The organism is Agrobacterium burrii, assembly GCF_017313405.1.
Classification (GTDB): Bacteria; Pseudomonadota; Alphaproteobacteria; order Rhizobiales; family Rhizobiaceae; genus Agrobacterium; species Agrobacterium burrii.
This window is the reverse complement of record NZ_JAFLNA010000007.1, coordinates 142,274-161,266: the sequence shown is the minus strand read 5'-3', so window position 1 is coordinate 161,266 and position 18,993 is coordinate 142,274. Positions and strand designations below refer to the sequence as shown.

The following is an 18,993-nucleotide window of genomic DNA, read 5'->3' as shown; positions in this document are numbered from 1 at the left end:
TCATCGGCGAGGATTGGGACAAAGTTCAGATCCGCTGGATGTCCACAGGTGGTTTTGGCCGATAGCCCCGTTTTCGCTTTTCACGAAGCACGTCGAGAAACAGGTTGATGGCTTGGCTCTCGTTGTCAAACAGGTGTTCCATCTGTTGTCCGCGCGTTCCGATCCGGCCCCAGGCGCGCACCAGCGACACCTCGCCGAACAGTGTCGGCTGAACGGCAAGTGCGTAGAACCGCGCCATGTTCTTTTCCGGCGCGATACGCTCGACATAGAGGTGGTAAGGCTGCGTGATCATGACTGCAGATTCGCGCGTTCGGAGTCTGCCGTCCAATGAGAGTTTTGAATCGGATGGGCATTATCGATTCACAACGCTGATCCGTGCATCCGTTTCATTCGCACCAACTCTGTCGTGATCCTTCCCACTTCCGAGCCAAGCCTTCGGCGACGAGAATATCGCCGACCGATCGTCGCTCGCGGTAGACGATCCTGAGCTTGCGGCCGAAGCGATCTTCATCTCTGGCTGACGTCTTGAACGAGAGCGGACCCGAATTGAGGATCTCGAGCAGACGCTGTTTCGCCGCAAGTCCGCGCTCGCGTTCGCGCTCGCATCTCGGCGGGCTGAGCTCCGGCGTGTCGATGTCGGCGATCCTGATCTTCTCACCTCGAAACCAGAACGTATCGCCGTCCACAACGCAGGTGATACGTTGCCCGCTTCCGCAGATAGAGAAGGCTTCGCGCGCGCCGTTTGCACTGCTTGAAGGTTGGGCTGAGGCAACAGATGCGAGGATGCCAATGGCTAGTGGGGATAGGCTGGCAATTGCCGTAAAAAGTCTCAATGTCATGTCTCTTCATTGTCTGTATTCGGAGCGGACTTATAGCTCTTCACACCGTCTGTGGCTTGTTTGTGAAACCGGTTCTCACCGACGGACACGCTCATGTCCTTGCGTCTGAACCAGATGGCGCGACCGCATCTGAGGGGCGGATTGCCTGATGTGAACACGATCTGCTCGTCGGCACGCATGCGCAGCACTTCATGCGGCAGGATCAGCGGCCGGCGGCTGAGCTGCCGGGAGCGTGAGCGCGACGATCCCTTTATCCCTGACGAGCGGTTTGTCTGGTCGACTTCGACCGTCGTATCGCCGCAGCGTTTCGAGATATAATCGGCCGTATCGGGATCGTTGATCGCGGCAAACGAAATCCACGACGCGGATTCGAACCACTTGCTCGTCGCGTCCCGCCCGCCATATGCCTCTCGCATCTGGCCGATGGACTGGAAGATCATCGTCAGCGTGATGCCATATTTGCGCCCGGCGTCGCGGGCTGTTTCGAGGATGCGCAGATAGCCGAGCCGGGCCACCTCGTCGAGCAGGAAAAGCGCGCGACCTTTCACATCGCCATTCCGATTGTAGATGGCATTGAGCAGGGATCCGATAACCACACGCGCCAGTCCCGGATGGGCTTCGAGGATCTTCAGATCGAGCGCGATGAAGATGTCTGTCTCGCCATCTGCGAGATCGTCGGTCGAGAAACTGTCACCTGAGACGAGGGCGGCGTAGTTCGGATAGGACAGCCAGTGGGTTTCTTTCACCGCGTTGGCGTACACGCCGGAAAAGGTCTCGGGTGTCATGTTGACGAAGACCGAAACGTTCTCCTTCACGAAGTCCGATTCCGACTGCTCGTAGATTTTTGTCAGGCGCGCCCGCAGCTGTGGTTCAGGCTCCGAAAGATTCTTACGTACACGGCGCAGCGTCTGGTCTTCCTCGTCCGTGTGACCGGACAGGCAGACGTCTGCGATGAGAGCCGTCAGGAGCTGCATTGCCGATGCCCGAAAGAAGTCGTCACGGGCAGACGCCGATCGCGGATTGTCGGTCATGATCCAGGTCGCGACGGCGACGATGTCCTCTTCTTTCGTGCTGCCATGTCGACCGATCCAGTCGAGCGCGTTGAAGCCCACGCCTGATGCCAAGGGATCGAGAATGATCACCTTCCGGCCAGCCTTGCGGCGATGCTCCGCTACCATTGGTGCGACCTCGCTCGATGGATCGAGGACGACGAGGCCGCCACCCCACTTGAGCGCGGTCGGGACGGTTACCGACGTCGTCTTGAAGCCACCGGAGCCGGCGAAGACGATGCCATGCGAAGAACCGAAGGAGCCGTCGAAGCATAGGAGCGAGCTCTTGCCCCCCGCGCCCCAGGTCGACGGATCGTCGGAGCGGAATGACACAGCCGCAACGCTGTCGCGATCAACACGGTACCGCTCACCGACGACGATGCCGCCGGGATCGGGGAAAAGTTTTGCAGCCTCCTGCACCTTCATCCAGTCGGCGTCCCCATGCACCGCTCGCTTTCCGCCGATCCGCCGCGGCGAGCCTTTGGCGAAAGCCGCGTTCCCCATCATCGCGACACTGAGTGCGAAGACGCCGGCGAGGATCGCTGTCGATGCGCCAAGCATCGTTGCGGGGTCCGCATATCCGAGCACGGACTGTCCTTTCGGAACGTCGCCAGCGATCCCGGCCAGGCGAACCCCCTCGCGCAGGAGGGCGATGAGGATTGCCACTCCATTTCCGCTAACGACCCCCCATCCTGCAGCCTTGATACCCACTGCGCCATTCGCTGCGAACAGGAAGATCGTGCCGATCACAGCCGCGGTCGCATAGGGCAGCGCAAGGCCGATCCGCCCGAGGATCAGCTTGGCCTGCGCCGTCTTGCCGAGCGCGGCCAGCCAGTGTTCGATCCCCGGCATGAACACCACGACGACGATCATCGTCGCGGCCGGGATAACGGCGAGGAATACTTTACTCACCGTCACAACCAAACGCCTCCGCGCCTATCGCCGTGAGGCGCGATTGCTCTGCGTCGTCGCCCTTAAGGCGGCGACTGGCATCGATCAGCAGGCCGAGCAGCAGTGCCCGCTTCTCATAGCGCAGTCCTGCCTTGACGATCAGGCCACCCAGTTCGATTTTTTCGCGCGTGTCTTTCTTTCGCGCGTCAGCCGTCATTGTGCGGGCCATGCGTTCAAGCCTCACCAGGCCTGCCCGCAGGCGCGCCAGTTTCGATCGTCGTGACCGTCTCGCCTGCGGTCCTGCCGTCGCCGACATTTCTCTTCCCGGTCGCACTTCCTTTGCCTCCGCGAAACCGTCCTGCAATCTCCTCGAACGCAGCCTGAAGCTCGGTTTCCTCGATCTCAATCTCACCGAGGCCGGCCTTCAGCGCGATCCGGCCGATGCGTTCGGCCTCGCGTGTTTCTGCTTGTCTCAGCTGATCCTGCAATCTGGCGATTTCTTCCCTGATCTTCGATGATGGTTTCTTCATTCCGGTCGCATCTCCCTGGAAATCTTGGGCGTCTGTTCCGTGGCAAGATTTCCTCAAAAGCACTTCCGAAGGAATGTGCAGATCTGCACGTCGGCAAAGCCGACACTTTGGAGGATGATCCCGCCGTTCCGAAGGAGCGGATCCAAGGGCGCAATTATACGTCGCGATGCGACGTGCTTGCTCAAGACCCCGGTTCGGGGGCCGCGTGGTGACCACCACTCCTGACGAACGCAGTTCGAACAGGGAGTTTCTTGCGCCGTGGCCATCGCCCATTTCTCAGCCAGCATCGTCAGCCGCGGCGGCGGCCGCAGCGTGGTGCTGTCTGCGGCCTACCGGCACTGCGCGAAGATGGAATACGAGCGCGAGGCCCGTACTATAGACTACACCCGCAAACAGGGGCTTGTGCATGAGGAATTTCTGCTCCCGGCCGATGCCCCTAAATGGGTCCGCGCGATGATCGGCGACCGCTCTGTCGCCGGAGCTTCGGAAGCCTTCTGGAACAAGGTCGAGGCGTTCGAAAAGCGCTCCGATGCGCAGCTTGCCCGGGACCTGACAATCGCTCTTCCGCTGGAGCTCACGCACGAGCAAAACATCGCCCTGGTCAGGGATTTTGTGGAAAAACATATCCTCGCCAAGGGCATGGTGGCCGACTGGGTTTACCACGACAATCCAGGCAATCCGCACATCCATCTGATGACCACATTGCGCCCGCTGACCGAGGAAGGGTTCGGATCAAAGAAGGTTGCGGTCAATGGCGAGGATGGCCAGCCGGTCCGCACGCAGTCCGGCAAAATCCTCTATGAGCTCTGGGCCGGGTCGACGGATGACTTCAACGTGCTGCGCGATGGATGGTTCGAGCGGCTGAACCATCATCTGGCGCTTGGCGGGATCGATCTCAAGATCGACGGCCGTTCCTACGATAAGCAGGGGATCGACCTCGAGCCGACGATCCATCTCGGCGTTGGTGCCAAGGCGATCGAGCGCAAGGCGCGGGAACAGGGCGTCCGACCAGAGCTTGAGCGCATGGATTTGAACGAAGAGCGGCGGTCGGAAAACACCCGCCGCATTCTGAACAATCCAGCCATCGTGCTCGATCTGATCATGCGAGAGAAGAGCGTTTTCGATGAACGCGATGTCGCCAAGGTTCTGCATCGCTATGTCGATGACCCGGCTGTTTTTCAGCAGCTGATGTTACGCATCATCCTGAACCCGGAAGTCTTGCGTTTGCAGCGCGACACGATCGAGTTCGCGACCGGAGAAAAGGTGCCCGCCCGTTATTCGACCCGGGCGATGATCCGGCTGGAAGCGACGATGGTGCGACAGGCGTTATGGCTGTCGAGCCGGGACGGTCATGCTGTGTCTGACGCTGCTCTGGACGCAACGGTCCGGCGGCATGAGCGGTTGTCGGACGAGCAGAAAACTGCGATCGAGCGGATCGCCGGTCCCGCCCGGATCGCAGCTGTGGTTGGACGCGCCGGCGCTGGCAAAACCACGATGATGAAAGCCGCCCGCGAGGTATGGGAACTGGCCGGATACCGGGTTGTCGGCGGCGCGCTTGCCGGCAAGGCGGCGGAGGGTCTGGAGAAGGAAGCCGGGATCCAGAGCCGCACGCTCGCGTCGTGGGAACTGCGCTGGAACCGTGGTCGTGACGTTCCCGATGATAAAACCGTCTTCGTCATGGACGAGGCCGGCATGGTCGCCTCTAAACAGATGGCCGGCTTCGTTGATGCCGTCGTCAGGGCAGGCGCCAAGATCGTTCTGGTCGGCGATCCCGAACAGCTCCAGCCGATCGAGGCGGGTGCTGCCTTCCGCGCCATCGTTGACCGCGTCGGTTATGCCGAACTCGAGACGATCTATCGCCAGCGCGAGGACTGGATGCGCAAGGCGTCACTCGATCTGGCCCGAGGCAATGTGGAAAAGGCGCTGACCGCCTATGATGTCAATCTCAGGATCACGGGAACGCGCCTCAAGGCCGAGGCGGTCGAGCGACTGATCGGTGACTGGAACCACGATTACGATCAGACGAAGACAACGCTGATCCTCGCTCATCTGCGCCGCGACGTTCGGATGCTGAACATTATGGCCCGAGAAAAGCTCGTCGAACGCGGCGTTGTCGGTGAGGGCCACGTCTTCAAAACGGCTGACGGTGTCAGGCAGTTCGACGTGGGCGACCAGATCGTCTTCCTGAAGAATGAAGGATCGCTCGGCGTCAAGAACGGCATGATCGCTCATGTCACTGAGGCCGCACCGAGCAGGATTGTCGCTGTCATCGGAGAGGGTGATCAGCGCCGGCAGGTCATGGTCGAGCAACGCTTCTACAGCAATCTCGATCATGGTTACGCCACCACGATCCATAAAAGCCAGGGCGCGACCGTCGACCGCGTGAAGGTGTTGGCAAGCCTCTCGCTGGACCGGCATCTGACCTATGTGGCGATGACCCGCCATCGCGAGGATCTGCAGCTTTATTATGGGACGCGATCCTTCGCCTTCAATGGTGGTCTTGCCAAAGTCCTCTCCCGGAAAAATGCCAAGGAGACGACGCTCGACTACGAGCGCGGAAGGCTTTACCGCGAGGTGCTGCGGTTTGCGGAAAGTCGCGGCCTCAACATCGTCCAGGTGGCCCGTACGCTCGTGCGCGACCGGCTTGACTGGACGCTGCGCCAAAAGACGAAATTGGTCGATCTCGGCCAGCGCCTTGCAGACTTTGCAGAGCGTCTCGGTCTGCACCACCCCTTAAAAACCCAAACGATGGAGGCCGTGCCCATGGTCGCAGGCATCAAGACATTTTCCGGTTCCGTTGAAGACACTGTAGAGAACAAGCTCGACACCGATCCAGCCCTCAGACGACAATGGGAAGAGGTTTCGACCCGTTTTGCCTACGTCTTTGCCGATCCCGAGGCCGCCTTCCGGGCGATGAACTTCGATGCGGTGCTAGAGGATAAGGAAACGGCCAAACTGGCGCTTCAGACGCTGACGACCGCCCCGGCGTCGATCGGACCGCTAAGGGGCAAGACCGGCATTCTTGCCAGCAAGACTGAGCGCGAGGACCGTCGCGTTGCAGAGCTCAATGTTCCGGCCCTGAAGCGCGATCTTGAGCAGTATCTGAGGATGCGTGAGACCGCCGTGCAGCGGCTGCAGGCTGACGAGCAGGTATTGCGTCAGCGCGTGTCGATCGACATCCCGGCATTGTCGCCGGCAGCACATGTGGTGCTGGAGCGCGTGCGTGATGCGATCGACCGCAACGATCTGCCGGCGGCTCTTGGATTTGCACTGAGCAATCGGGAAACCAAGCTTGAAATTGACGGGTTCAACCAAGCCGTCACCGAACGCTTCGGCGAGCGTACCTTGCTCACCAATGCCGCGCGCGAACCCTCCGGAAAGCTCTTTGACAAACTCTCTGACGGGATGCAGCCCGAGCAGAAGGAGCGTCTGAAGGAAGCCTGGCCGATCATGCGCACGTCCCAGCAGCTCGCCGCTCACGAACGCACCGTCCAGACCCTGCGGCAGGCCGAAGATCTTCGTCTCGCCCAGCGCCAGACGCCGGTGATGAAACAATGAGGCGGCGCGTTCTCCTGTTCCTGGCCGGCCTGGGTGGGATAATCGCCGCTCTGGCGGCAATCGCATACTTCGGCGGCTTTCGGTTGAACCTGACGCCGAGCGAGCCGCTTGGGCTCTGGCGTATCGTGACCCTGCAGCGTCGGGTCGAGGCCGGCGATCTCGTGTTCATCTGCCCACCGGCGACCACCTCATTCGAGGAGGCACGGCACCGCGGCTATGTCAGGCGTGGCCTCTGCCCTGGTGGCTATGCGCCGCTGATCAAGACAGTGGTGGCACTTCCCGGACAGCATGTCGAAATCGGCGGGAATATCACTGTCGATCGCACGCCTCTTGCCTCATCGATCGTTCGCGCGAGCGATGGAGAAGGCAGGCCGATCACACCGTTCAAAACCGGCATCGTGCCACTGAGAAATCTGTTTCTTCACTCATCATTTGCGAGCTCCTATGATAGTCGGTACTTTGGGCCGGTTCCCGACACGGGCCTTCTCGGCCTGGCGCGGCCGGTCCTCACGTTCGAACCATAACTGGTGGCGTTCCTGCCTGCTCATTGCGGTATCCGTCGCTTGCGGCTGGACTGCCTGGAGCGGTCATGTGCTGGCCCTTCCTGTCGCTGTGTTGTTCCCGACGCTCTGGGCGATGTCGCCGTCGCGGCTGATGGCGGTGCTCGTGTCGGCCGGATATTTTCTGGCTGCCTCGCGTGGGCTGCCGCAGGGCGTCGCCAACTTCTATGGCGCCGATCTCTGGCCTGGACTTCTGCTCTGGACAGCTGCTTCACTCTCCTTCGCCGGCGTGCATGCGGTGCTCTGGAAGGGGCGACCGGAAGGCAAGTCTCCGGGAGAAGGTCGAACGGGAATGGCAATGGCGGCGCGCTATCTGGCGGCGGTGATGCTCATGGGACTGCCGCCCTTCGGCATCACCGGCTGGGCACATCCGCTCACCGCTACTGGTGTGCTCTTTCCGGGATGGGGATGGTGGGGGCTGGTCGCGATGACAGCCAGCCTCGCGATGATGACATCGCGATATTGGCCAGCAACCGCCATCGTCCTGGGAGGATTGTGGCTCTGGTCCGCCGCTACATGGACATCACCTGATATACCCGAGGGATGGAAGGGCGTCGACCTCGAACAGGGCGAGCGCCTCGGACGAGACGGCTCGCTAGACTATCACCGTGACCTGATCGCAACGGTGCTAACGGATGTGGGAGAGAAAACCCGGTTCATCGTTCTTCCCGAAAGTGCACTGGGCTTCTGGACGCCGACCTTGGCAAAGCTCTGGAGCCAAGGCTTGCGAGGCTCGGCACTCACTGTGATCGCCGGCGCTGATGTCATCGATCCGGGCGGCTATGACAATGTCATGGTGGCGATTTCGGCTGATGAAGCACGCATTCTCTATCGTCAACGCATGCCGGTCCCGGTCTCCATGTGGCAGCCATGGCGGGTATGGACCGGGCAGGGCGATGGAGCCCGCGCCAACCTCTTCGGCAATCCAGTTGTGCAAAGCGACGGCCAGAAGCTTGCCGTGCTGATCTGCTACGAACAGCTCCTCCTTTGGCCGGTCCTGCACTCGGTGCTGCATTCCCCCACCGCAATCGTTGCCCCGGGCAACGGATGGTGGACCGCGGGAACGTCGATCGTCGCCATTCAGAACGCCAGCGTGATGGCTTGGGCAAAACTGTTCGGGTTGCCCGTCGTCACGGCGTTCAATACATAAGGAGATAATCGCGATGGTCGATGCCGCCCTCATCAAGGAATGCAGTGATCGCGGCCTGAAACCGGCGATCGTTGAACAGTTCATCGAGCGGGCAGGGTCGCAGGATCCGTTGGCGGTAACGGTTCGCTCAGGCTACCGAGTGGTGCTCGTACCCGCGCCGAGGACAGCGGAGGAGTCGTTGGCGCTTATCCGAGACAACCTCGGTCGCAATACCGTTCGCGTCGGGATCACACAATATCCCGCTGGGCTCGGCGTCGTGGAGGCGGGCCAGATGAAGCCGGACTTGGTCGATGCTTGCGAGAACATTCGCATGGGCACTGCATTGTTCGCCAAGGTCTACCGTATTGTCACCAAATGGTATGGGTATCCGACGGCCAGCGATGTTCTACCGCAAGTGTTCAACGATGCGATCATCGCCTGGCAGACGGGATATTTCGAGGGAATGGCAGTGTTTCGCGCAGAAGATCCGGGTAATATAGAGCTCGCCCAGCCAGGGCCGGTCAGGCGCGAAGGCAAAGGCACACAATCTGGCCTTCCAGAAAATGACGTCAAGCCCGACGTGCCAGCCGAGGCTTTGGCATCCGATCCCAACACAGCAGGCATCAGGATCGACCTGTCAGGTATTGACGCAAAGCGCTGACACTTCCGTATCTGCAGATCTGCACGGCGATTGTTCGTCCATCGCCCTATCGGAAAAGATATCCACATTCTATGAGGGCGGACAAGGTAGTACGCGCTGTCCCAAGGGTTTGGAAACCTCTCGAAGATTAACGTGTGCGGGGGCGAACCGCAGACAATATCAAGGGTTGGATCACAAATGGAATCGGAAGACTTAGAAGTGGACACATGTAATCTGCGCCCGGTGATCGGTCTGACGGGTGGCCTCGCAACGGCAGACGTCGAGAGGCTGACCATCAATGCCATTCGGCTGCACAGGCAGCTCTTGGAGAAGGCGGATCAGCTGTTCCAGGCTTTGCCGGAGGACTACAGGACAGGAAAAGCCAATGGCGGGGTTCAGCATCTCGAATACATTGAAGCAATGATCGAGATGCATGCACAGATGAGTGCGGTCAACACGCTCCTGGGCGTTCTCGGGTACATTCCCAAGATGGCCGCGAAATGATCCTGATTTTTGGGTCAAGCCTGATGCGAAAAAGATCGAGCGGGGTCGGCCACCGGTCTTTCAGATCAGCTTTCTACGAATTGCGAGCGCGGTAAGATGGGCTTTGCTTCGAACATTGAAGCGCTTCATAGCCTCGCGGAGCTTGACACGGACACTGTTGTATTTAATGCCCTCCACGTCAGCAATCTCCTCCATCGTCATGCCGACAGCAATCCATCTGAGATAGGTCGCCTCTTTCGGATCGAGCCAGGCGGCATCTTCCACGGTCGGAGTGGTTTGGAGAAACGAAATGCGGGCATGGAGTTGTCCGACGGCCGCAGCCGCTGCGACCGCGTCGATCTCACGGTTGAGATCGATCTCCGGCCTTTCCGACGCCAAAGTGAACATCGACATCGAGCCGTTGGCAGTCTTGATCGGAACGGTGACCCCGGACCGGATGCCGAAATCGGCGGCACGCGCGTAGAAGGTGCGCTCTTCCTTCGATTGCCTTGCACGGTCCCGTTCGCCAGACCAAGTAAAAACCTGCTTGCTTGACCGCGCGCGTTTGACGACGGGATCGAGCCTGTCGAAATTCTTCTCGAAATAGGTCGACCGCCACTCGTGATGATAATTGGTAACTGCGATGCTGTGCTTATGCTGGATGTGGAGATAGGCGTAAGCCGTGAAGCCGTAATGTTGGGTGAGGTCAGAAAGGCCCTGCGTTAGGATGCTTTCGTTGCCGTGTATAGCCGCAAGATCGGTCAGCTTGTCCAGCCAGTGCTGCATTTTTCACTCCGTTTCGGTGATTAGGTGAAACAGGCCACGCGAGCCACTCAAAGCTCGTTATAACACTCACTTTAGAATAAATCTAAAATTGCATAATATATCTTATGGAACTTTTGGTCAGTTCGTTTTATCTGCGGCTTGCTGAAGTGCTGATATATGACCGGTACAAACGACGTTCACCAGAGCAAGCAAAACTGCGGTGCGTTGGAATAGCCATTCTAGCGCTTCCTCGGTAATTCTGTATTGGCTAGAATATCGTGCTTTCACGTAGGCTTCGTTAATCGTGTTGAACGCTGCACGTTCCCGGTGGTGTTCGCGAGGAAACGCCTCTGCCAGGCGGCGGTCCTGTTCCTCGGCAAAAGATCGCAGAATTTTAAGGTTGTGAGATGCCGGCGCGTAATTCGTTAATGTGAGAAGAATGCTGGCATAAGCCTGTTCAAGCGATTGATGCAGGAGAAACGCGGCTTCTTTGGTGCGACCGCGGCCAAGGACATATTTCGACGTGTCAAGAAAGCCCTCAGCGGCTGCGAACCGATCCTTGAAGTGCTCGCTTGCTAATCTCAGCCTTTCGCTCGGTTCGAGTTGCGTTGGTTCGGCCAGAGGTTCGTCATGCAGTTCGTAAAGGACAATGCCCTCCTTGCGAATGTCCGAGAAGAAGTGATGACCTTCCTTAAGCGACGTATTCACCTCGCGCAGCGAATGCACGATGAACTGAACCGGTAATTCAATTTCCTTGTTGCGTATCAGCCTGTCTTCCGCCTTGTGCCAGTACTCGGCAAAGTCGGTAAGCTTGCGATTGTTGACGATGACGAGAATGTCGAAGTCGGACCTGTACCCCTTCGATGTGAAGGGTTCATCGACGAAAGTTCCTCTGGCATAGGAGCCGAACAGGATGATTTTCAGGATCCGTCCACGCTTTTTGAAGTCTGCTGTCGCGTCCTTCAATGCGTCTTCGAACTCTTCGTGAAGGATTTCCAGAGTTTTGGAAAGCTGCCGTTGTTTTTGCGGAGGAATGTGGTCAATCGTGGTTTTCATGGCCGGTAATAGATCTTTTTCTGCGATGGCAAGAACTGGTTTCAAACATCAGATCAGTAGTTTACATCACACGTTACAAACAACAAATGCATACCCATCACCTCTCTCAGCAAATTTGTAACGTCCATAGCCGCCACTGGTATGAGGGTGTTGTCGGTAGGCTGCATGAGAGCAGCCTCGCTGATCCGACGCAAGGTGCCCTCTCTCAGCTACCCCTCCGATTGAAAATCCAAAGCATCAGATAGGGCCGCGCACAGATCGTGGACCTGTTCGGTCGTATGGTCCGCGGTAACACAAACACGAATTCCTGCCCTTCCCTTTGCAACGGTAGGGAAAAAGATAGCGGAACCGTAGATGCCCCGATCCAGTAGTCCTCTCGTGACAGCCACGGCACGTTCCTCCGAACCAAGATCGACTGTGCGGATAGGCAATGGTGCGCCCGCCTGTTTTGAGCGCAAAAGCGAGTCCAGCAACTCGATGTTCGACCTGAGGGCGCTTTGCCGCTCGGCGAGCTCACCACTGCGATGGATTGCGGTCGAGCCAAGCGCCGCGCCGATTGATGCGACGTTGAGTGATGCAGAAAATGCGTGCGCTACGGCAAAACGTCTGAAGAGTTCTTCTTGCCGCGCCGTGCCCAGCATCAGCATCCCGCCGGAGGCGCCAAACCCCTTTCCCAGAGATGCTGCAATGATTGTACGCGGGCCGAGATCGCTGCCGAAATGTGACCGGGCAAAACCCTCGCCTTGTTTCCCCCATATCGAGATCCCGTGAGCGTCGTCAATATAGAGGAAAAGGCCATATCGATCCTGCAAGGAGAGCAAATCGTGCATCGGTGCATTTCCGCCCATGGAATAGACGCCATCGCAAATGTAGGCGACAGATTTGTTCGTCTTGCAAAGATCTTCCAGCATATTTAGGTCATTATGTCCTATCGTGCGGACCTGCGTCTCCAGCGCGATGGTACCCTTGTGGAACGCGAGTGTCGCATGTGCGTGCCGATCGAAGGCCATGAGCGGCCTGACCCCACCCGTGAGATGGCCCGAAGCGACAATGGGTAGTGCACCCATGTTTGCCGCCAAGACCGTGGTATAGGTTATGATCCTTGCCTGGAAAAGGTCCGCAAGCGTCAACTCCAGATCACGAAGTATCGCGAAATTGAGCCGGGTTCTCGCGCAAGACCAATGCAGGGCCCTGTATTCCCGCAGCGCTTCAATCGCTCCATCAACCACCATTGGATGATTGTCGAGTCCAAGATAAGAACACCGAACGAAATCGGTTACCCGTTTAGCGTCAAAGCCATCGAAAACGATATCGACCTCCCTGCCCGGCCGCGGCTGAGCATAGAGTGCCATTAGTCCCTGATGATGCGCGGCGGTGAAATACCCTTCCGCGTGACTTATAAGGCCAGCTGTGTTTCGGTGCGCAGTAAGAAGCTCTTCATCGGTGGACATTTCTGTGATCCTTGATCGAAACGGATGACGGCAGGATCGGCAAATGGACAAATTGATCAACAAACGGTTGCATAATATTATGAGAAATCTTTGTGAAGGCTGTTGTCATCAAATCATATGAGCAGCAGGTTCGTCCCCTTTTACCAACTCGATTGCGTAACCGCTGGAGCGAGCGGTCCGGATCACATTTGATCCCGTCGCCTTTTTGAGGTGCCGTCTGATGCGGCCAATGTGAACGTCGACAGTCCTTGGTTGCACGTAGACTTCCTGTGGCCACGCCGCCGCAATCAAGTCGTCGCGACTGAATATCCTCCCTGGGTCGGTGAGTAGATGCTCGAGGAGCTTGAATTCAATCGGACCAAGGAGGAGTTCTGCTCCGTTGACCGTCGCGCGCTTACGCTCTGGCCAAAGCTCGATGTCTCCGAGCTTCAAGCGAGCGTCTAACAGCGGCATTGATCGATCCGTTTGAGCAGGATCGATGCCCTTGAGAAACGTAAGAAGATGCGGCGGCCAGAAAGGACGTATCAAGCACTGGTCCGCCCCTGCGCGCATGAGGGCCAAATATGTCTCTGTCTGCCCGTTGGGTATGACCGCGAGAACTTGCAGGCTTTTCCCTGACACGCTGGATTTTATGCGGTGACAAATCATGCTGGCGTCCTCGCCATCGGCATCTACATCGATGATAAGTCCAACGATATCCGGATCTGCACATCTAATGTCTACGTCCGTTTCGTTGCACAACACTGCTCTGATGCCCTCCGTCGATAGAATATGCTTGAGGATAGCGAAGTAATCAGCACTTCGCGTGATGATGGCGACTGCTGTGGCCGTATCGAAATTTTGTTGCATTCCAGCTCCGCGATATCTGGCATTGAGAGGCATTTATGATGTCACAAAAATCATACAAAATATGGTTACAATGCTATATGTCTGAGGGAAAGTAGAAGAAATCACCATAATTCGTCTTATTGACTTGATCTTGAATATATTTTTGTGACATCAATAGCGCGATTTTCCACCGTCATGATATGGGGGTGGAAAATTCTGTAACCGCGATGGTTTGCCAGGGGCGAACGTGCAGCTGTTTGACAGTCCTGCATCTCTGAAACGAGGCCAAACGCCCGGCTATTCAAGATCCTGCGCCAGGCTCGTAGGAGGTTACATGCAATTTAGAACCAGTACTAACGTCGCCAACTGCCTCGGAGATGCGATCTCGACGCATCATGATGCATTCGATATGGCATCCGCAGCATGCAAACTCTTTGGTGCAGACGCAGCACTTGCGGTCGCATTCAGTGCCCTTGATGCACGCCTTGACGGCAGAGACAGTGATTTTCGATTCTGGACGTCCGTATTCCACACACTGACACGCGATTGACGCGATAAGGCTTATCGACCGTTTCCGGCGGCGTATCCGATTGATCGAACCGTTCGGATCACGTTGGCGCCGGACTGGTTCAACGCCTGCCTGATCCGGCCGACATGGATGTCGACCGTACGAGGTTCTACGATCGCTCCGGTGGGCCAACAACACGCAATAAGTTCGTCACGACTGACGACCCTGTCAGCGTGTTTCGCAAGATGCACAAGCAGCCTGAAATGTAATGCTGAGAGAGTGATGTCAGCATCCCCGCGGCGGACACGCATGGCCGCCAGGTCGATTTCTACATCCGCGAACGTCACTCTTTTATGGTTTTTTGACGTGGGTTTTGAAACTTCGCCGAATTGTAGAGAGTTGAGCAGGTCCAACGGATTAAAAGGGCGTTTCACCAGATGGTCGAACAAGCCGAGGTTCGCTTCGTCGATTGGCTTGTCTCCAAGAGGAAAACCGACAATACGCAAGTCTGGCCGTTCTTTTTTTATCAGCGAAGAGGTGCGAAGCAGATCATCTGCAGCAAGGCAGAGAAGGATCGTGTTACCCTTCGCATCTGAAGGCGGTGTCGCGTGCAGCAAAACATCGAGATTGGGTACCAGATCCACGATATGGCCCGCCTCTTCAAGTATGTACCGTAAAATGAGATAGAATTCGGGGTCAGTCGTGTGGATAAGGAGCGAGTGACGCACGTACATCTCCCATAAAATTGTGTTCTGCTGATCGCTCGGTCGTTATGCGGGTGTGTATTCGCCACCATTGATGTCAACGATAGCTCCGTTGATGAAAGCCGCTTCATCGGAGATGATAAAACCCACCAGCGCCGCAACCTCGTCGCTTTCTCCTGCTCGTCCAGCCGGAATTCGTTTTGTTGCGTCGAGATTAACCTGGCTTGTTCGGCTTCCCGCCATAGGCGTGATAATGCGTCCGGGTGCGACGACATTGACGGTAATGCCGTTTGACGAGAATTCACTAACAAGCGCGCGGGCGAGACCACCAAGTCCGGCTTTTGAGGCGGCGTAGGCCGCTCCAGCAATCATCGGTCGAGTACGCCCTGCAAGCGATCCTATTAGCACAATACGCCCGAAACCGTTGGCCACCATACCGGGAAGTGCCAACTGGGAGCACAGCACGGCCCCAGTCAGGTTCACGTCGAGCACATTCTTCCATTCGTCCAGATCAATCGACATAAAAGGCCGGGCCGAGCCATCCGGCCCTTTGGGTGAGATGCCCGCGCAATAGACAAGGATGTCGGGAGCAGACCACTGGTACTCAAGATCCTTGAAGAAACCCCTCACCTCACTCTGGTTTCTCACGTCGCAGCATTTGATCATGGCACTGTTGGACTCGATGTCTCTTCGAAAAGTGGAGCGCGCGGCTTCTGCCGCGCCCTCCGTGTGTCCGAACAATGCAACCCTATGGCCAAGGCCGAGGAGGTGCTGCGCAACCGACAACCCAATACCTGAGGTTCCACCGGCAACGACCGCCACCCTGTTTCCATTGTTTTGTATCATGCGGCGCTGTCCATCTGCGCGAATAGAGAAATGGCTGGGTGAGCCTCTGGATCTGTGACCACCTCAATGAGCAACGGAACGTTGCGACCCCTGACTTTTTTGATCTGAATTTCAAGTTCCCCCGTGTGGCTGATCCGCACTGCCTCACATCCACATGCCTGTGCGATTTTGACATGATCCACCTCCGCGAAATGGCACGCCGTCGTGTACTTGCCGAATTTCACGGTTTCCGCGTCACGTTGAAAACCGAGAATACCGTTGTTGAGCACGATAATGGTGATTGGAATTTGCATGCGTACCAGCGTTTCGAGCTCGGCCCAGCTGTGTGCAAATCCGCCATCACCCACCAATGCAACAACATCGGAATGTGGTGCTGCGACTTTTGCCCCGATTGCAAGCGGCACGCCCCACCCAAGGCCAGCAAGCCCTCGGGGTGTGATAATCCGCGTTTTTTCCGACGCCACCCTCAACTGACCGAGAACCCACATTGAGGAATAACTGGCGTCCGCAACAACCGTTGTGTTTTCGTCGAGGATGTTTTGAAGTTCAGCCATTACCCTTTCAGGGCGCAGCGGGCTTGCATCAGAGCCATAAAAAACCTGACGATCGGCGTTGAAGTTCTCCCAGCATGCGCGGATGCGCTTACTTAATGCCTCGCGAGATTCCGATCTGAGATGCAGATCGCAAAGCTGGATCCTTTCACGTAGACCTGCAAGGGTCTCGCGAGCGTCGCCGACGAGTCGGATTGCTTCGTAGTTCCGGCCGACCTCCTGAGGATCGGCATCTATGTGAATGATATCAGCATCTGGATGATAGTGACGCCAGCTGTCAGTACCATTCTGGTTGGTCCTTGTGCCGACCAGAACGACAAGGTCTGCCTCCCGAACCATTTCGACGGTATGTCGGCCTAGTGATTTTGGTCCTACGAGTGATGCCAAAACGCCTGCGGACAATGGATGCCACTCGTCCACCGCACCCTTGCCCATATTGGTCGTGAAGACGGGTAAAGAGCCCTCGTCCTGGAGCATTCGCAATTGCGATGCAGCGCCGGAGGCGTGCACGCCGCCGCCCGCAATCACGACCGGTGCTCTTGCGGCAGCGATCGCCTGCGCTGCAATGTCGAGATCGTTGTCGGCAGGTCGGGGTCTATCCAGCGGCCAATGACCAAGATTTTTCCGGCGAGCCTTTGATGAAGCAATGTCTGCGGATCGAAGCAAATCTGCGGGCAACAGTAGGACGGCAGGGCCCGCGCGACCTGATGTTGCTGCGGTGAAAGCGGCATCGACGTAGTCTTCTACGCGCTCTTCAACCGACAAACGTCGAACCCACTTCGTGCACGACTGGAACAAACTGATGTGATCAAGATCTTGGAAAGCGTTGCGATCGGTCTGGTCGCGCTCGACATCCTGCACAAGGGCAATGACCGGAACGCTTGCCTTGAGTGCCTCTGCCAACGGAGCGACGAGCAGTGCAGCAGCCGGCCCATTCTGTGCGGCCACAATCCCGACTTTGCCGGAGCGCCGGGCATAGCCGTCTGCCATAGCGCCGCCCATGTTCTCCTGCCTGTAAGATACTTGTCTAATGCCAATATTTTCAGCTGCAAGTATGACAGCGGACGGAAGGCTTTGGCCAAATATGACCTCGACGCCATGGCGCTTCAACGCATGTGCGATTCGTTCAGCGACAGTATTATTAAGAACTGTAGTATCCATCAGGCTGCCTCCCCGGCATGCGTTTTGAAGTTTAAGAGGAAATCGTCGAAGACGGAGATGATGTTGCGCATGTCCTCTTCCGTCATTGGTGTCGAAATCGACGCCGCTGCTCCGTGTGGCATCAAGATGCCATTGCTCAAGAAGTGGCGGCTCAGCATCTTCAGGGCATTTCCCCCCGCTGGCGTCGGCAGGCTTTCGCGAAACGAAGAGGGTTCGGATGCCCTTGCGTGAATGCGAAAAAGCGATGCTGCCCCCGTGACGCACAAATCGGCACCATGATGCGCGATCCTTGAACTCAACCCGTCACGCACGAAATTGCCAAGGCGTTCAAGATGTTCGAAAGCCTCTTCGTTCAGCGCTTCCATGGCAAGGCGTCCCGCAAGCATTGAAACCGGATTGGCCGAGAAAGTACCGCCTTGGGGCACAACTGGTTTGCCTCCAGTTTTGCCAAACACCGACATGATTTCCATTCGGCCTCCTATTGCGCCCACAGGAAAACCGCCACCGATGATCTTACCCATTGTGACAAGGTCTGGCTCAAGGCCGTACCGCGCGGAGGCACCCGCATGCCCTTGTCGAAGGTTGAGGACTTCATCGGCTATGATGACAATTCCGTAGCGCTTGCCAACGGCGTTGATTGCTTTCATGAACTCCGGCGTCGGTGGTATTAGGCCCGCGCGACTTGGCATCGGATCGATAAGGATGGCCGCCAAGCGCTCCGAGTGTTTTGATACCTGCTGTTCCAAATTCTGGACGTTGTTGAACTGAATGACGACCACATCATCAAGAACACTTTCTGGCGTTCCAAGATATGCGCCGCGAGGCGTGGTCTGCGATGCGGACTGGCCAGCCTCAGCCCAGTCATAAGCTCCGTGATATGCGCCTTCAACCCTCGCAATAGCGACGCGACCAGTCGCCGCCCTCGCAGCCTTGATAGCGAACATTACAGCCTCTGTCCCGCTGACGACAAAACGCAGATGTTCGACTGCGGGAATACGGCCGATCAGCAGTTCTGCTAGATCGATTTCGTGGGTCATAGGATTTGCGAAACAGCTTCCCAGCCGCAACAACTCAGCAACAGCCTCGGTTATTGGAGGGAAAGCGTGTCCGTGGATCAGTGTCGTGAAATTATTGTTAAGATCGAGCATCCGATGACCATCGATATCGGTCACGTACGCGCCTTGTCCGTACGACAAAAAGATCGGGTGAGGATCTAGCTCGACAGTTGAACGTGTTACTCCTCCCGGAAAAACCGATTGGGCCCGGCCAAATAACTCGATCGACCTTTGCCGCTTGATTGCGGGGTTACGAACAGCATTTCTGTGTGATTGCATTGACCCTCATCCTTTCATGGAGAAAAACGGACGAAATTTACCCGTCCTTCACAGTTTTGTTGCAACAAAAATATGAAGAGTCAATATGTGACGTCAATTTGGGGTTTAGT

Annotated in this window: 19 protein-coding genes; 6 read left to right on the top strand and 13 right to left on the bottom strand. The window is 57.1% G+C overall.

The window, feature by feature from the left end; translation table 11 throughout:
- Nucleotides 1-25: 25 nt before the first annotated feature.
- The 5 genes from JZX89_RS14785 to traC form a co-directional block, all read right to left on the bottom strand.
- On the bottom strand, nt 26-292 hold the full coding sequence (locus JZX89_RS14785; RefSeq protein WP_112500637.1) for a WGR domain-containing protein: 267 nt from the start codon (nt 290-292) through the stop codon (nt 26-28).
- A 94-nt stretch (nt 293-386) separates the two neighbouring features.
- The gene (locus tag JZX89_RS14780) at nt 387-839 is read right to left on the bottom strand and encodes a thermonuclease family protein (RefSeq protein WP_207134495.1); all 453 of its coding nucleotides are present in this window, start codon (nt 837-839) and stop codon (nt 387-389) included.
- Complete coding sequence (gene traG, locus JZX89_RS14775) at nt 836-2,806, bottom strand: Ti-type conjugative transfer system protein TraG (RefSeq protein WP_207134494.1); 1,971 nt, start codon at nt 2,804-2,806, stop codon at nt 836-838. The genes JZX89_RS14780 and traG overlap by 4 nt, the downstream gene beginning before the upstream one ends.
- On the bottom strand, nt 2,793-3,008 hold the full coding sequence (gene traD / locus JZX89_RS14770; protein WP_207134493.1) for a type IV conjugative transfer system coupling protein TraD: 216 nt from the start codon (nt 3,006-3,008) through the stop codon (nt 2,793-2,795). The genes traG and traD overlap by 14 nt, the downstream gene beginning before the upstream one ends.
- 4 nt (nt 3,009-3,012) lie before the next feature.
- Nucleotides 3,013-3,309, bottom strand: coding sequence for a conjugal transfer protein TraC (gene traC / locus JZX89_RS14765; protein ID WP_207134492.1), 297 nt, complete (start codon nt 3,307-3,309; stop codon nt 3,013-3,015).
- Nucleotides 3,310-3,567: 258 nt separating this feature from the next.
- Here traC and traA point away from each other — a divergent pair, with 258 nt between their 5' ends.
- From traA to JZX89_RS14740, 5 genes are all read left to right on the top strand, one after another.
- Entirely contained in the window at nt 3,568-6,867 is a 3,300-nt protein-coding gene (traA, locus tag JZX89_RS14760; RefSeq protein ID WP_207134491.1) for a Ti-type conjugative transfer relaxase TraA, read from the top strand.
- On the top strand, nt 6,864-7,391 hold the full coding sequence (traF, locus tag JZX89_RS14755; RefSeq protein WP_207134490.1) for a conjugative transfer signal peptidase TraF: 528 nt from the start codon (nt 6,864-6,866) through the stop codon (nt 7,389-7,391). Before traA ends, traF begins: the two co-directional genes overlap by 4 nt.
- A gap of 16 nt (nt 7,392-7,407) precedes the next feature.
- Entirely contained in the window at nt 7,408-8,577 is a 1,170-nt protein-coding gene (locus tag JZX89_RS14750) for a conjugal transfer protein TraB (RefSeq protein WP_246746736.1), read from the top strand.
- A 13-nt stretch (nt 8,578-8,590) separates the two neighbouring features.
- Nucleotides 8,591-9,217: a TraH family protein gene (locus JZX89_RS14745; RefSeq protein WP_206591307.1), complete on the top strand. Its 627-nt coding sequence runs from the start codon at nt 8,591-8,593 to the stop codon at nt 9,215-9,217.
- A 177-nt stretch (nt 9,218-9,394) separates the two neighbouring features.
- The gene (locus tag JZX89_RS14740; RefSeq protein WP_077122601.1) at nt 9,395-9,700 is read left to right on the top strand and encodes a transcriptional repressor TraM; all 306 of its coding nucleotides are present in this window, start codon (nt 9,395-9,397) and stop codon (nt 9,698-9,700) included.
- A gap of 60 nt (nt 9,701-9,760) precedes the next feature.
- On the opposite strand, the gene traR is transcribed toward JZX89_RS14740, so the two are convergent.
- From traR to JZX89_RS14720, 4 genes are all read right to left on the bottom strand, one after another.
- Nucleotides 9,761-10,465, bottom strand: a complete 705-nt coding sequence (gene traR / locus JZX89_RS14735; protein ID WP_077122600.1) for an autoinducer-binding transcriptional regulator TraR — start codon at nt 10,463-10,465, stop codon at nt 9,761-9,763.
- A 117-nt stretch (nt 10,466-10,582) separates the two neighbouring features.
- The gene (locus JZX89_RS14730; protein ID WP_207134596.1) at nt 10,583-11,500 is read right to left on the bottom strand and encodes a nucleotidyltransferase and HEPN domain-containing protein; all 918 of its coding nucleotides are present in this window, start codon (nt 11,498-11,500) and stop codon (nt 10,583-10,585) included.
- Between the two features lie 209 nt (nt 11,501-11,709).
- The gene (locus JZX89_RS14725; RefSeq protein ID WP_077122598.1) at nt 11,710-12,951 is read right to left on the bottom strand and encodes an 8-amino-7-oxononanoate synthase family protein; all 1,242 of its coding nucleotides are present in this window, start codon (nt 12,949-12,951) and stop codon (nt 11,710-11,712) included.
- Nucleotides 12,952-13,059: 108 nt separating this feature from the next.
- Nucleotides 13,060-13,800 (bottom strand): winged helix-turn-helix transcriptional regulator, encoded by a 741-nt coding sequence (locus JZX89_RS14720; RefSeq protein ID WP_077122597.1) that lies wholly within the window; start codon nt 13,798-13,800, stop codon nt 13,060-13,062.
- Between the two features lie 313 nt (nt 13,801-14,113).
- Here JZX89_RS14720 and JZX89_RS29000 point away from each other — a divergent pair, with 313 nt between their 5' ends.
- Nucleotides 14,114-14,329: a Y4oE-related protein gene (locus JZX89_RS29000; protein WP_077122596.1), complete on the top strand. Its 216-nt coding sequence runs from the start codon at nt 14,114-14,116 to the stop codon at nt 14,327-14,329.
- Between the two features lie 11 nt (nt 14,330-14,340).
- On the opposite strand, the gene JZX89_RS14715 is transcribed toward JZX89_RS29000, so the two are convergent.
- From JZX89_RS14715 to JZX89_RS14700, 4 genes are read right to left on the bottom strand one after another with little or no spacing between them, the layout of a single operon-like run.
- Nucleotides 14,341-15,021: a winged helix-turn-helix domain-containing protein gene (locus tag JZX89_RS14715; RefSeq protein WP_077122595.1), complete on the bottom strand. Its 681-nt coding sequence runs from the start codon at nt 15,019-15,021 to the stop codon at nt 14,341-14,343.
- Between the two features lie 36 nt (nt 15,022-15,057).
- Complete coding sequence (gene fabG, locus JZX89_RS14710) at nt 15,058-15,837, bottom strand: 3-oxoacyl-ACP reductase FabG (protein ID WP_207134488.1); 780 nt, start codon at nt 15,835-15,837, stop codon at nt 15,058-15,060.
- Complete coding sequence (locus JZX89_RS14705; protein WP_207134487.1) at nt 15,834-17,549, bottom strand: acetolactate synthase catalytic subunit; 1,716 nt, start codon at nt 17,547-17,549, stop codon at nt 15,834-15,836. Before JZX89_RS14705 ends, fabG begins: the two co-directional genes overlap by 4 nt.
- Nucleotides 17,549-18,883: an aspartate aminotransferase family protein gene (locus JZX89_RS14700; RefSeq protein ID WP_207134486.1), complete on the bottom strand. Its 1,335-nt coding sequence runs from the start codon at nt 18,881-18,883 to the stop codon at nt 17,549-17,551. Before JZX89_RS14700 ends, JZX89_RS14705 begins: the two co-directional genes overlap by 1 nt.
- Nucleotides 18,884-18,993: the final 110 nt, after the last annotated feature.